We start from the raw sequence: 13,505 nt of genomic DNA, 5'->3' as shown, positions 1-13,505 counted from the left end.
CACATGGAGAAATAACATGGCTGATAACAGTTCACGCTATATCAGTAATCTTACCCGTGATACCTACGCGCTTATCCTGGCCGGAGGAAAAGGGTCCAGACTGCATGAACTGACTACCTGGCGGGCGAAGCCAGCCTTATATTTTGGTGGTAAATTCCGCATCATCGATTTTCCTCTGTCTAATTGTGTTAATTCGGGCATTCGACGTATCGGTGTTGTCACACAATACAAATCTCACTCGTTAATCAGGCACCTTGTCAGGGGCTGGGGGCACTTTAAAAAAGAACTGGCAGAATCGGTAGAGATCCTACCCGCGTCTCAGCGCTTTTCCGATTCCTGGTACGAAGGTACCGCTGATGCGGTATTTCAAAATATTGACATCATCCGGGACGAATTACCCAAATACGTGATGATTTTGTCCGGTGACCATATTTATCGTATGGACTATGGCCCTATGCTTGCTCGGCATGTTGAAAGTGGAGCCAGAATGACAGTGTCGTGTATGTCTGTGCCAATTGAAGAAGCCGCTGGCGCATTTGGCGTGATGTCGGTAGACAAAGATATGCGCATACTGGGCTTTGAAGAAAAACCTCTAAACCCCACACCACAGCCCGGAGATGATTCCCGCTGCCTGGCTTCTATGGGTAATTATATTTTCGATACTGAATTTTTGTTTGAACAACTTCAAAGGGATGCAAAAACAACGGGGTCTCAACGTGATTTTGGTAAAGATATTATCCCTTCAATTATTGAAGACCACGATGTTTTTGCTTACCCATTCGAAAATTCCGGTGACGAAGAAGCGTACTGGCGGGACGTAGGTACTATTGACTCTTTCTGGGAAGCCAATATGGAAATGGTAGCACCTGTCCCTCAGCTTAACCTTTATGACAGAAAGTGGCCAATTTGGACCTACCAGGAACAACTTCCACCCGCTAAATTCGTTTGGGACGAAGATGGTCGAAGAGGTGAAGCGATTAATTCCGTGGTGTCTGGCGGTTGTATTATTTCTGGCTCAACTCTGCGACGAAGCTTGTGCTTTTCCAACGTACGACTGCACTCATACAGCACCATTGAAGAGGCGGTGATATTACCGGACGTGGAAATAATGCGTCACTGTAAACTTAAAAAGGTCGTCATTGACCGCGGTTGTGTTGTTCCGGAAGGTACAGTCATCGGCTACAACCACGATGAAGATCGCGCCCGTGGATTCCGAGTATCGGAAAAGGGCGTAGTGTTAGTTACACGTGAAATGCTGGGTATGCCAGTAGGTTTCCGTCAGCGATAGCTCTGCTCCCAGGTCCTGAGCGTTGCGGAAATCACATCCGCTACACGCTCAGGTTGTTCCAGTGGAAACATATGCCCACCATCAAAGAACGTTCGTGTAATCGAATTGTCCCTGAGGAATTTGCGCAAATCGGCTTCCTTAGTCACCGAAGATTGCTTAGCCTGTACAAGTAGTGCTGGACAATGCAAGCGCCCCTTAAAGGTATGCAGGTTGTGGGGAAAGTGTCTGAAAATATCGGCCTCTATGTCTCGTTTAAAGGTAAGCTTTCTGTCATCCCCCTCAATCGAAGTCGCACTTTTAATGTAATCGCGTATACACCGTTTATCCATATTTTTAAACAATGGTTTAACAGCGAAATACGCTTCCACATTGTCGTGTTTTGACCAACAGGTGCGGCGAATTTTAGCGAGTTTAGACGGTGTAATCTTGTCCATCATTCCGAACAACTTCGCCAGCTTTACAACGTGGCGACTGAAACCATACACAATGGGCGGGTCGAGCATAATCAGACCAAGTACTCGATGAGGATAACGACAAGCCATCATAAATGACAACACAGCCCCAAACGAGTGCCCTACAAGCCAAACCGGTTCATTGTTGACCTGGTCAGCTAAAAAATGTGCTAGTTCTTCTACCTGCTGCGTCCAATTTCCCGCAACGGTGTAATTAGGATGATGTCCAAACTTAGGTTTCGCCAATACGGTCCACGTTTTAGGCAAAGCATCAAACAGTGCCGCATAGCTTTGCGCGGGGAAACCGTTGGCGTGGGCAAAATGAACTATGGGCATAATTGCTTCATCTCATCGAGTGTGATCTTCAAATACTCAGCACGGCTTTAGGATTCGCCTGGCGTTTTATCAAAAAAACCGGTAACACGGTGGTTACAAATTGGCTCTTGCCAAAAACTCTGATAGCATACACCAAAACTCATCCGACCAGAACAGTTATGCATGTAGATGAACTTCTTAGATCGCCAGAAATGTCTGCAATTAGTGAAACGACATGGCAAAGTGACGCGTTAGTCATTCCCAAAGATTGGACTCAGGGGCGCACCGCGTTTGGTGGAATTTCCGCGGCCATGGCTTATCAGGCAATCGCGACCAAGGTCACCGACGAACGGAAACTTCGTTCTTTCACCACTAACTTTATTGGTCCGCTTCAAGCAGACCAACCGTTCACCATTGTAGTTTGTTGCTTGAGAACAGGGAAAAGTGTTTCACATTACACTGCGCAAATTATGCAAAATGATCATGTTTGTGTATTCAGCCAGGCTTGTTTTGGCATGGCGAGAAAATCGAAAGTACGAGTGGATAACACGGACACCCATGGCATGCAGTGGCCTTTGAAAGCTAAATACATCCCTCAAATTCCCAAGGTAACACCAAAGTTTTTCCAACACTTCGACTTGTCTATTGCAGAGGGAAGCCTGCCGTTCACGAACAAGAGCACCAGTTGTTACCACGGATTTATGCGCTACAAAAAGGCACCCGTTGAAATGACAGACGCTCACCTGATTGCCATGATAGATGCTTGGCCTCCCACCTTGCTGCAAATGCTTAGGTGGCCTGCACCTGCCAGTACTGTAAGCTGGAACCTGGAGTTCATCCATCCTCATCACCCTGTTAGTGGAGAAGACTGGTTTGCTTATCAGGTAAATACCCGTCAGGCAGCCGGTGGTTATGGACACACCGAAGCCACCATCTGGAATCGTCACAATGACGTCGTTGCCATAAGCCGGCAAACCGTCGCGGTTTTCGATTAAATCACTGCTTTTTTGCCGAGCAGTTGAAAACGGCAAAAGGGCGTTTTAATAGAGCATGAATGCGTTGGGGTTAAATAACGACATAACACTAATGCATTGCAGATTGGTAATGTCCAGAGCATCTTCGAGGTCTTCTCGGTTCAGCGCCAAACACTCATGGAGGGCCGGGGAAAGGTTGTTGTAACTCGGATACACTTCCGGGTTCACATTATCTAAAGCCAATACATAGGACAACTGCAGTATTCTGATATCTTCATCTTCAACACCACTATCAGTATCGTGTATCAACGATACCGGCCGGATGATGGCATCGGGGATCCCCCATCTTTTTACTAGTGCAGCAGAGAGCTCTGCATAGGTAAATCCCAGTATGGCCTGCTGTAACTCTGCTGGACTAACCCTGGTATTAAATGCCATACATCGCTTGGCATCGTGGGGCAGTAACGACACCACAACAAGCTCACCGACGTTGTGAAGCAAACCACAAACAAACAGACGCTCAGGCTCCCGAATACGCAGGGATTCAGCAAAGTACTTTGCAAGTAACGCACAGCTGACACTTTGTTCCCAGAACTTGTCCAAATCTATAATTTTTGAATCGACCTCACTAAAAGCGTGAGTAATTCCGTACGCGAGGGCTAAGTCATAGGCTGAACGGGTACCGATAACCTGCAGGGCTTTGCTAATGGTCTCAATTTTATTTGGAAAGCGATATAGCGCGCTATTGGCAACTTTCAGCATTTGGGAAGTCAGCCCTGGGTCAAATGCGATTATTTCTGCGATATCGTCAATACTGGCGGCACTGTCATCCATACACTCTTTTAAACGAATGACGGCATCGGGTAAAACAAATATGTCACTGGCTTTGTCTGCAATGTCATGTACATTCATTACTTCTTACTCCACCACTCACGCTGATAAGAACGTTGTCTACGCTGTTTCACATTGTATTAAATGGCTATATTCACAATGATTATTTGCCATAGGGCTGACGCTATTCCGCTTTATGTCTTCTAACTATATAGGCTATTAACACAACTCCTGCCAACCGAATATTACTTTTATGCGGATCTGTAATTGTCTGTACCCTGCAATGGCAACATCTAGTGTAAAAGAATATCAGAAAATGGCACTTATCCCTAAGCTGTCTGTACACAAAAGAATAAAAAAACATACGTAAAAACAAGACTTATTCACAAAAGCGATTGTCTTATGAATTTGTTACTATGTGTCCTCCTGAGAACTTATTTGAGAAATGCGGTTTAATGTCTGAAGCAATTCGTGAAGTGGTGATTATAGGCAGCGTATGGCCGGAATCTAATTCTTCTGCGGCAGGTCAAAACATGATGGGGATAATTTCCAGCTTTTTGGCACGTCAATGGCGCGTCATATTCATGAGTGCCTGCAACGATTCGCCGTATGTTGATACCGTTGAACATCCGTTGTTTAGTTTCGAACCAATCACACTGAATTGTGATACCTTCGACAGAAGAATTCACGCACTATCCCCTGACGTTGTTATTTTCGACCGGTTTATGACAGAAGAGCAATTTAGCGCCAGAGTGCGGCAGCAATGTCCTGGCGCTTTAAGAGTGTTAAATACGGAAGATCTCCACAGTTTACGGGCGAGTAGAATGGAAAGTGTGAAGGCAGGCAAAGCAATTTGCCTTAACTGTCCAGTCAATTCTGACAAGGCTCATCGGGAAGTTGCCGCTATCTTGCGCAGTGATCTCACGCTGGTCATTTCTTCCGTGGAATTGACGCTCCTGCAAGAGGTTTATCAGGTTCCGTCTAAACAGTTGTGCCTCCTGCCACTATTTTTGGGTAGCGAGCCAATATCATTACCAGACTTTACACATAAACGCGATTTTGTATTTATTGGAAACTTTCGCCATGCCCCCAATTGGGACGCAGTAATCGAACTGCAACGTTTGTGGCCGTCAATCAGGAAAAAGCTCTCCCATACCACCCTTAACATTTACGGCGCTTATCCCCCTAAAAAGGCCATGGCGATGGATAATCCCAAAACAGGCTTTCGAGTACATGGATGGACCGAAAACGCCGCAAACACCGTTGCCAGCCATCGGGTAATGCTCGCACCACTTCGGTTCGGTGCGGGGATAAAAGGCAAGTTGGTGCTTGCCATGCAATGCGATACGCCTTCGGTCACCACACGCATTGGCGCAGAGGGTATCACAGATGAAGCAAATTGGCCGGGGAGCGTTGTAGACTCGGACAGAGACTTCGTTAATAGCGCAGTCGACTTGTACACCAATGAAGCAGTCTGGTTAGCAGCAAAAAAGCACGGCGAGGAAGTGCTAGCGTCACAATTTGACAATGATAAAAATGCAAGTCAACTTCACGACGCACTCGAAGCGGCACTGAGTAACCTTGACCAATGGCGAGCTGACCTGTTTATGCAAGGATTGCTATGGCACCACACGCTGCGATCCACCCAATACATGAGTCAGTGGATTGAAGCTAAAAACCGACTGTCAAACTAAACCGCGCAGGCTGGGCAGTCTATTACTACCATAAATGTTTGCCCAGCTTCTATGGTATTCGTCTGGCTTCACACAATCGAGCTACCACAGTATTTATACCGTTTGCTCGGGAGGTGGTGAGCACCCTATCCAGATGAAGCTCAGACAGATATTGCTGTACAGCCGATTGGGTTATTTCTGACCTTACAGACTCGGTATACTCCATGAGAAGCGCCAGTACTCCCCGCATGACTTTTGCGTCGGACCAAGCTTGGAATACCCCTGTGTCAGGGTCTTGTCTCAACCAGACGTTACTCTGACAACCCGGCACCAAAAATTGCGCTGTGTGAAATGGCGACGGTAAAGATCTTAAATGCTTTCCTGCCAACATAACCGCTCGTAAGGTTTGGTCCCACCCTTTTGCACGTTTAACAGCCTCGGCCAAAGGTTGCAAAGTGTCACTCACTGCCCTTCTTCCTGTAAACTTTCCAATAATTCAGTCGCCGTAATTTTTATTCCTGCGTCGTCTTCTCGCAAGGGGAAAATAACAATTGCTGTATTGTTTTTCGCAAGGCCCGGCAACCATACCTCTGAAAAAGTCTGCGTGGGAACGGCGCGAGCATGACAATCACCGGGAAGCCCCTGCCACGTAGAGACAAGGTCGGTATGGGGCCACACGGGCAGACACAGTTGATCGCCTTGTTCAATCATCACAAACCCGTCACCGCCCTGGGCGAGCCAAACCTCGTTAGATTTAACCACATATTGAAGAAATAATTCCTGTCGCTCTTCAGCACTGAGGCTTATAGCCTGACTGATGACCACATCTGAAAGTTTGGCAGAAAGGGTTTGTGGAAACATAGTATTCTCTTTTGTAGGCAATGAGCGGAGTATATCAACGAAACGGTGAAAACACATCGCTCGATGAAAAGTGAAATCCGTTTCAGAGAGGACACAGGCCGTGGTACCCTTTGCGCTATCCCTGACTTGGTACCTAAAAATATGGTTTCGGAATACCACATCGTTTCTCCACTTCACGGTAAAAGCCTTCTTTTGGAGGAAGAGCAATTTAAGGATTTAAAACGGGCTCGCAAACGCTTATCAGCGGTTCACGCCATCCATCATAAATTTTATCTTGTAGAAGCGAATCTCAGGTTAATTACAGAAGCGCTCCTTGCCCTGATGGATAAGTACATATCTGGTGCAAATAAAGAGGAATTACTTCAAGCCAGTCATCGAGTGAATGCCTGTGTGAACAACTACGTATTGAGCGCAAGAACTTATACAGCCCAACTCAAGCGGCACATCCAATCCTGCTTGCCACACGACAGGCTCAAAGTTCACGAAGTTACCGCACAAATGGAAACGGAATATAAACGAAGTTTTAGCTACCGCTTTATGGAATGTCTTTATGACTATGTATCCTACAATGGTCTGAGTGTTCACGCCGTGCACATTGTCAGCGAAATAACAGACGAGACAGAAATCTCGCGAACGTTTTGTCTCAGCGCTTTTATCGATCGTGATTATCTTGGTGGCCCTGGCGATTTCAGAGCCTCCGTCTTGAAAGAGACACCTGCGAGAATCGATTTAATAGTTCTGTTGGAAAAATATATGGAAAGTCTGAATACCATTCACAACCTTGCGTTAGGTATCGTAAAACCTGTGGCACAGAGCAGTGAATCGATTGTTCAGGACTATATTTACGTGTTCACCGCTAAACACGGCATTCAACAAAACCTGTTTGTCGTTCACACCACAGGGCAAGGAGAAGAAGATATATACGACCAATTTCCGATTACCATGTATGTGGACAAGGTACCGCGCTTTCAATCTGTATTCAAAGGCATGGACACACTGAAAACAACTATTTCAGCCCCTGATGTTGCCCGCTATATGCCTGGATACTGTTCATCAGAACATTTGAGTTTTAATTATTACAGCATGTCGCAATGGTTAAGTGTCGAACAATTGCGCGACTGCGCGTTGCCGGTTACCGTCGTCCGGTTTCCATGGCGGGTTTACGTTGCCAATTTTGACAACATCGCCGAGTTTGTTGACGCTTGCTACAAAGGAATTAGCCTCGTAACCACAATCACGAAATATTCGGGTCTCCCACACAACAGCCCGGTTTATTTGGAGGTTGACCACAAAGCCTGTACCTTTGCCATCACCAGCAGCGATACACAGGCCTTACATAAATTCCTCGAATCAATGACGTGTCCAGAAGCCTTTTCTGTTCCTGACATTGCGCTGATTGACGAATCAGCGCACAGTTATGTAACGAGTAGAATTGCGACCTAACTAATTTTTTTACCGTACCAGGTTCGACTATTAATGATCTCAGTGAGGGATTTGGTTAGCCCAAAATGTCGCCCCAGAAAATAATCGACATCCAAAGTACTGACGAGTTGCAGAGTGACAGGTGTGTTAACGCCGTCTAAAATTAATTCTTTTTCCATTGCGCGAGCAAAATTGGCAATAGCACATAGCATTTTCCTGTCACTGTTTCCCCACTGCTCTGCCAACAAATCAACGTCTAATTTAACGGCAAAGACACTTTCTTCCTGAAGAAATTTCAGTGAAATCGCATCTTGCGCAAACGGGGAAAGATATAACTTGAACCCGCGCGCATGTAGTGTACGAATGATCAGGTTACCTCTGTATTCACCATGGTCGTGTGGATTAATTCCAAGCACAAACTGAGATGCAGGCACATGGAAATCTTCAATGAAAGTGGCAAACTGTTCGGCAATGGCAGGTGAGCGTATGTTAAGTAACTCACTATCAACAAAGAGTTTTACATGTTGAAGACCATTGGTACTGAGCAATTTACTTGCTATACACAACTCCCTTAGCATGGTCATCCACAAGGGGTTTTGCAATCCTACACTACCAGCTTCCGTGTTTAACACAGCGGTGTTCTGAATGGTTTTTCCCTTATAGGAAAACCTCGCCTCCAACCCTGTTAGCTTTTCATCACGACTAAAAACAGGGCGAAATAAGGTGCAAATCTCATCGTTGGCAAGTGCGGTTCTAATTTCACTTTCAAATGCCAGGCGGTACTCTGAGGGGGCGGGTTGCTCCTGCGAAAAGGCCACTGCCCTGTTTTTGCCTTTTCGTTTTGCCTCGAAAAGGGCAATATCTGCGCATTTTAGTAAGTTTTCACAAGATTGGTCGTCAACAGCCTTAGCATAACCAATGCTTGCCGTTACAGCGATAGGATGCCCCTCAATTGTGCAGGGTAACGTCAGTTCATTGAGTAATTGCGAAGACAAATCCGCAACATCTGTATCGTCCTGGATCAACACCACGAATTTGTCGCCGCCCTGACGAATAAGTATATTTACTTCTTGAATTGATCTTTCTATGCGGGTTGCACAAGCCACCAGTAACGCATCACCCACTCCATGGCCATACAATTCATTGACTTGAGAAAAGTTATCGATATCGATAAAAACCAAGCTGTTGATCGTTTGAGTAAACACATCATCTTTGAGAAGCAAACTAAGATACTGGCGATTTCCTGCGCCCGTTAGCCCATCACTAAAAGCAAGATTTTTAAGCTTGCGCTCTGCGTTTTGTAATTCAGATAAATCGGATATGGTAATCACAAAGGCGTCATTGGATCCCGCTTCCTCTAGCCTGGACACTGTGACGAATGCAGGAAAAACAACATTGTTTTTTTTGCGTAGCGACAACTTGTGCCGCTGAACTACTGACCTCGTGGCCTCGACACTAGATTCAACAAGGGAAACAGGCACCCCCATATCCGCTAAGGTCAACGGCTTGGATTTTTCGTCCTCACAACCCAACATTTGGTAAAGCGCGCGATTCCACTGAATGATGCGATGAGAAGCGTCAAGCACCGCTACGCCTTTAGCTAACTGGTCCAAAATAATGCTCGATAGCTGTAGTTTTCTGCTGCTTTGTTGCTGCTCAGTTACATCGACTACTGCGCCAATGGTTACCCGCTCATCGGCGATAGAGATGCCTGAAAAAAGAATATCAAGCCAGCAGGTGTTTCCTGCCCCGTCATCTGCTATGCGTATCGTTTTCCGCAGACACGTTTGCGATTTCATGGCCGCTAAAACGTCGGTTCTATCTTTCTCGTCAAAGAGCGACCAAAATTGGTCCACACTGGTTTGTGTTCCTCCACCCAAGCGATTTTTCAAGCTCGCTGCGCCAGTGTAAGTAAAATAATGACCACTCTCATCCAGGGCAAAGATACCAGCATCCGCCGCTTCAGCGGCTAACCTGAAGCGCGCCTCTGCCCCTTGCAACGACATTTCTAATTCAAAGCGCTTGAGGGCAGTTTCACAACTAACCTTAATGGTTTTGTGGTCAAAAGGCTTGACAATATATCCATAAGGAGATGTATCAAGCGCATCAGATAGCACGCTATCGTCGGAAAAAGATGTGGTGTAAATAAGCGGTATATGGTGTTGACTTCTGATTTTTTTCGCAGCACTTATACCGTTACCGCCTTCACCGAGATGGATATCCATCAAAATGAGTTGTGGTTGCAGCGCGTTTGCCATTTCAACGGCCTGCGATTCAGTACGCGCAAGCCCCACAACATCAGCGCCCATTTCGGTAAGCTCTCTGGCCAAATACGTTGCGGCAATGGTCGTGTCTTCGACAATTAAAACACACTTATTGGTTAATAAACTCATATTTCTCCGCAAGCTCTGTCAGATTGCTGATTTGAACAACTGGGACAGCGTTTCTTTTAGCACTGAGTCAGAAACGGGTTTGGTTAGTACGGGCGTATTGTCGAATGAATCTGGAAGAAGCAGTGCTTTTCCGTAACCACTGACAATAACCACTGGCACGCCTTTACCGCGTACTTCGCTGATTAATTCGTACGTGGTTTCTCTTCCAAGGTGCACATCAAAAAGTGCCAAACCAGGTGTACGTTTTTCAAAGTACTGCCGGGCTGCCCCTAAACTACCGGCAATACTAACATTATCAATGTGCATTCTCCTGAGCTTTTTTTGCATATCCAGGGCAATAACTAAACTGTCTTCCACAACAATAGCTTCTTTAGGCAACACGGTGGATGTTTCTTCGTCAGGGTGAACCTTTTCTGGAGGAGATTTTGAGGCCGCCTGATTAATGAGTAAAAAGCGATATGGAACGGTAAATGTTGCCTTTAGGCCTGGAGGTTCAAATGCGATATCTGCACGCCCACCTAATTCATGAGGTAAAACGCTCTTAATCATCGTAAGTCCAAAGTTTTCTCTTTCGGGCAGGGATACGGGGGGTCCACCCCGCTCTTGCCATTCAATGACGAGCTCGCTTTTCTCACTGATGTGCCAACGCACATACACCGTACCTTTTTTTTCACAAGCAGACAAAGCGCCATACTTGGCGGCATTGGTGAACATCTCGTGCATAACCAGCACCAGTGGCGTTGCCGCATAGGGGGAAATCAGCACATCATCGCCATCCAACTGAATTGCGCTATTAACATTGATATAAGCTTGTATTTCCGTTTCGAGCATTCTACGAAAAGACACTTCTGCCCATTCAGAGGCGGTTAACTGATCGTGTGCAGAAGCAAGGGCCACAAGTCTGCCGGTGAGCACCTCAACAAATTCACTTAACGATCTGTCCTGCTGTTCTGTTTGCGCTACGATGGCATTTACCAGATTTAAGATATTGCGTACCCGATGGTTGAGCTCAGAGATTAGAACCTCGTGTTTTCTGCTCGCCTGTAACATGAGATCATCACGCTCGTGGGCATGTCTGATAATCACTTCTAGCAAGGTGATCCTCAATGACTCTGCATCTTGTAATGTTTGCTCAGTCCATTCGTGGCAACTGTCGCTGTGAGTTTGCTTCCACAATTCAAAACTACTTCTGGGCAATAACCGGGCTCCGTTGGGCCCCACTGCTACTGGCTTTTGCGGGTTTCCTGCCCAATTTACCGTTTTTGTTTGCGGTTTTCTGAAGAACAACAAATAATCTCTTGGACTTTTTGACAGGGGAATAGCCAGTACTCCTGCAATTCCGTGAGCTTCGGTCTGATAGCCGTCAATGAATGCAGCCAGAGTTTCTATTGGTGCCACCTCACTGGGCGCCAGTCCATTGAGTTTTCGGCAGAGTACGAATAACAGTTCCTCACTTAAAGTTGCTCCGTCACTTTTCGCTTGGCCATCAACCACGACACATATGCCATCGCAAGAAATGAGATTACGCAAAACGGCAAATTGGGTAGCAATAATATCTTTTAACGCGCCATCGGAAGGCATCGTCGCTATCATTTGATTGTGAACATTTCGCGCGCGAGTTCGCTCCACTTCTTTTTCCCTCGCCAACCTGGAAGATAACTCCAACGCAAAAACCTCAGCGAACATTTCAAGTTCCGTTCGCATAAAATACGACGGTATTTTCTCGCTGTAGTGATGGCAGGCAAACAAGCCCCACAACTTTCCGTTTACCACAATGGAAATAGACATGGAGGCATTTACACCCATATTTTTAAGGTACTCAATGTGGATTGGAGACACGGCTCTCAACGTAGAGAATGACAAATCTAACGGTTGCGTTTTATTCTGGTTTGCAGGTTGAATTGGAACCACTGTATCTTCGACGTTACCAATAACTCTGAGCAGGTTTTTTATATACAGTGCCCGCGCTTGTTTTGGGATATCCGAAGCCGGGTAACGAAGGCCGAGAAAGGATTCTAATTCAAAGCGTTTGCTTTCCGCTATAACTTCACCAGCGCCATCCGGTAAAAACCGGTATACCATGACGCGATCGTAGCCGCTGATGAGTTGAATTTGTTGTGCCACCATTTCAATAAGATGACTGCTATCGTTGGCGCGGTAAAATTGTGTTAGCAATGATCTTACAAAGTGTTCCGGGTCCTCATAACCGTTGTGTACCTCTTCACATTCCACCACAATGTACTCGCCGTTGTGATGAATCGAAATGTCTACATTTTTCCCCGAAACAACAATGTTCCTGTTGAACAATCGCTCGTTTCGTTGGGTAATCATTGCTGACTGCAACGCCGAACGCATATCGTGCATGGTTTTGCGGTCAAACCAGTTTTTTAGTGGCTCACCAAGTACCTGCTGCCACTCATTGCCCAAATAATAAGGCGTATTCTCAGAGCAGTACGCAATCAACCAGTCAGGCTGCAGTGCCAGCAAAAAACCGAATGACTGAACACTGCCTGGCAAATGTATCGGTTCCTTGTCACAAGTCGTTAAATCAACCTCATTCTCTGGGACGATTTCACCGCGGTTTGTCATGAATGGCGCCTCTGATTGGGGTATGATGTACCATCGGATTTATTAGATCTCAGAATATCAGAACAACCAATTGATGAATATAAATAAACTATTTTCTTATTTAAAAGAAGATACCGCGGATTCTCACAAAGCGCTCGAAAACACTTATCCGTTTTCCCAGCAAATGAATAAAGAGACTTTCACATCGCAAAGTTATTCAGCAAGCCTGCACACTTTACTGGCTTTTCATACTTATGCGACACCGTTCGTACAAGGTCTGCCTGAATCCATACAGATACAGGCTAAAATAGACAGTGTGCACCACGCCCTGATAGAAGATATCAAAGCGTTAGCGTCATCCCCCTCTTTAACCCCGTCACTTGCGTGCAGTACTATGCCCGTGAACCCAGAATCACAATTGGCATGTGCCTATGTCTGGATAGGCTCCTCCGTGGGGGCCAGCATTATTGCTCGCTGGATGAAAAAAGAGTACCCACACTTCCCCATCAGCTACTACACCATCATGACGAATGTAGGCGCGAATTGGTCATCTTTTCGAGAGCAGGCTACCGATTATGCAGGTAGCAGGCAGGTTGATATTCACCTAACAAGCCTGTTTGCCAACCAATTGTTCACCGGATTGATGAATACGGCACGGTTACATTGGCCCAGTGAATGAAAAAGTCTTAATTATTCACCACTATACGAACAACGAAACCACAGTTTAA

The 13,505-nt window shown here is 46.0% G+C and carries 11 protein-coding genes; 5 read left to right on the top strand and 6 right to left on the bottom strand.

Annotation, left to right across the window (positions count from 1 at the left end):
• Positions 1-16: 16 nt before the first annotated feature.
• Entirely contained in the window at positions 17-1,288 is a 1,272-nt protein-coding gene (glgC, locus tag KO518_RS12785) for a glucose-1-phosphate adenylyltransferase (protein ID WP_216026199.1), read from the top strand.
• Here glgC and KO518_RS12780 read toward each other — a convergent pair.
• Positions 1,279-2,076, bottom strand: coding sequence for an alpha/beta fold hydrolase (locus KO518_RS12780; RefSeq protein ID WP_216026198.1), 798 nt, complete (start codon positions 2,074-2,076; stop codon positions 1,279-1,281). The two genes, glgC and KO518_RS12780, sit on opposite strands and share 10 nt — an antisense overlap.
• A gap of 158 nt (positions 2,077-2,234) precedes the next feature.
• Between KO518_RS12780 and KO518_RS12775 the strand changes: the two genes are divergently transcribed.
• Positions 2,235-3,050, top strand: a complete 816-nt coding sequence (locus KO518_RS12775; RefSeq protein WP_216026197.1) for an acyl-CoA thioesterase II — start codon at positions 2,235-2,237, stop codon at positions 3,048-3,050.
• A gap of 45 nt (positions 3,051-3,095) precedes the next feature.
• On the opposite strand, the gene KO518_RS12770 is transcribed toward KO518_RS12775, so the two are convergent.
• Positions 3,096-3,941 (bottom strand): HDOD domain-containing protein, encoded by an 846-nt coding sequence (locus tag KO518_RS12770; RefSeq protein WP_216026196.1) that lies wholly within the window; start codon positions 3,939-3,941, stop codon positions 3,096-3,098.
• A 374-nt stretch (positions 3,942-4,315) separates the two neighbouring features.
• On the opposite strand from KO518_RS12770, the gene KO518_RS12765 reads away from it, so the two are divergent.
• On the top strand, positions 4,316-5,554 hold the full coding sequence (locus KO518_RS12765; protein ID WP_252736113.1) for a glycosyltransferase: 1,239 nt from the start codon (positions 4,316-4,318) through the stop codon (positions 5,552-5,554).
• A gap of 49 nt (positions 5,555-5,603) precedes the next feature.
• On the opposite strand, the gene KO518_RS12760 is transcribed toward KO518_RS12765, so the two are convergent.
• Together KO518_RS12760 and KO518_RS12755 are read right to left on the bottom strand one after the other, a co-directional pair.
• On the bottom strand, positions 5,604-5,999 hold the full coding sequence (locus KO518_RS12760) for a SufE family protein (RefSeq protein WP_216026195.1): 396 nt from the start codon (positions 5,997-5,999) through the stop codon (positions 5,604-5,606).
• Positions 5,996-6,394, bottom strand: coding sequence for a DUF2750 domain-containing protein (locus KO518_RS12755; protein WP_216026194.1), 399 nt, complete (start codon positions 6,392-6,394; stop codon positions 5,996-5,998). Before KO518_RS12755 ends, KO518_RS12760 begins: the two co-directional genes overlap by 4 nt.
• Before the next feature lie 63 nt (positions 6,395-6,457).
• On the opposite strand from KO518_RS12755, the gene KO518_RS12750 reads away from it, so the two are divergent.
• Complete coding sequence (locus KO518_RS12750) at positions 6,458-7,837, top strand: hypothetical protein (protein ID WP_216026193.1); 1,380 nt, start codon at positions 6,458-6,460, stop codon at positions 7,835-7,837.
• On the opposite strand, the gene KO518_RS12745 is transcribed toward KO518_RS12750, so the two are convergent.
• Both KO518_RS12745 and KO518_RS12740 read right to left on the bottom strand, forming a co-directional pair.
• A complete protein-coding gene (locus tag KO518_RS12745; RefSeq protein ID WP_216026192.1) occupies positions 7,834-10,209 on the bottom strand; it encodes a diguanylate cyclase domain-containing protein in 2,376 nt (791 codons plus the stop codon). The genes KO518_RS12750 and KO518_RS12745 overlap by 4 nt on opposite strands.
• A gap of 18 nt (positions 10,210-10,227) precedes the next feature.
• Positions 10,228-12,798: an HWE histidine kinase domain-containing protein gene (locus tag KO518_RS12740; RefSeq protein ID WP_216026191.1), complete on the bottom strand. Its 2,571-nt coding sequence runs from the start codon at positions 12,796-12,798 to the stop codon at positions 10,228-10,230.
• A 73-nt stretch (positions 12,799-12,871) separates the two neighbouring features.
• On the opposite strand from KO518_RS12740, the gene KO518_RS12735 reads away from it, so the two are divergent.
• Positions 12,872-13,456 carry a hypothetical protein gene (locus KO518_RS12735; RefSeq protein WP_216026190.1) on the top strand — a complete coding sequence of 195 codons (585 nt, stop codon included), beginning with the start codon at positions 12,872-12,874 and terminating at the stop codon, positions 13,454-13,456.
• Positions 13,457-13,505: the final 49 nt, after the last annotated feature.

It is taken from the genome of Aestuariibacter sp. A3R04 (assembly GCF_018860805.1).
Taxonomy (GTDB): domain Bacteria; phylum Pseudomonadota; class Gammaproteobacteria; order Enterobacterales; family Alteromonadaceae; genus Alteromonas.
The sequence above is the reverse complement of the archived record's forward strand: the minus strand, read 5'-3'. Positions and strand labels throughout refer to the sequence as shown.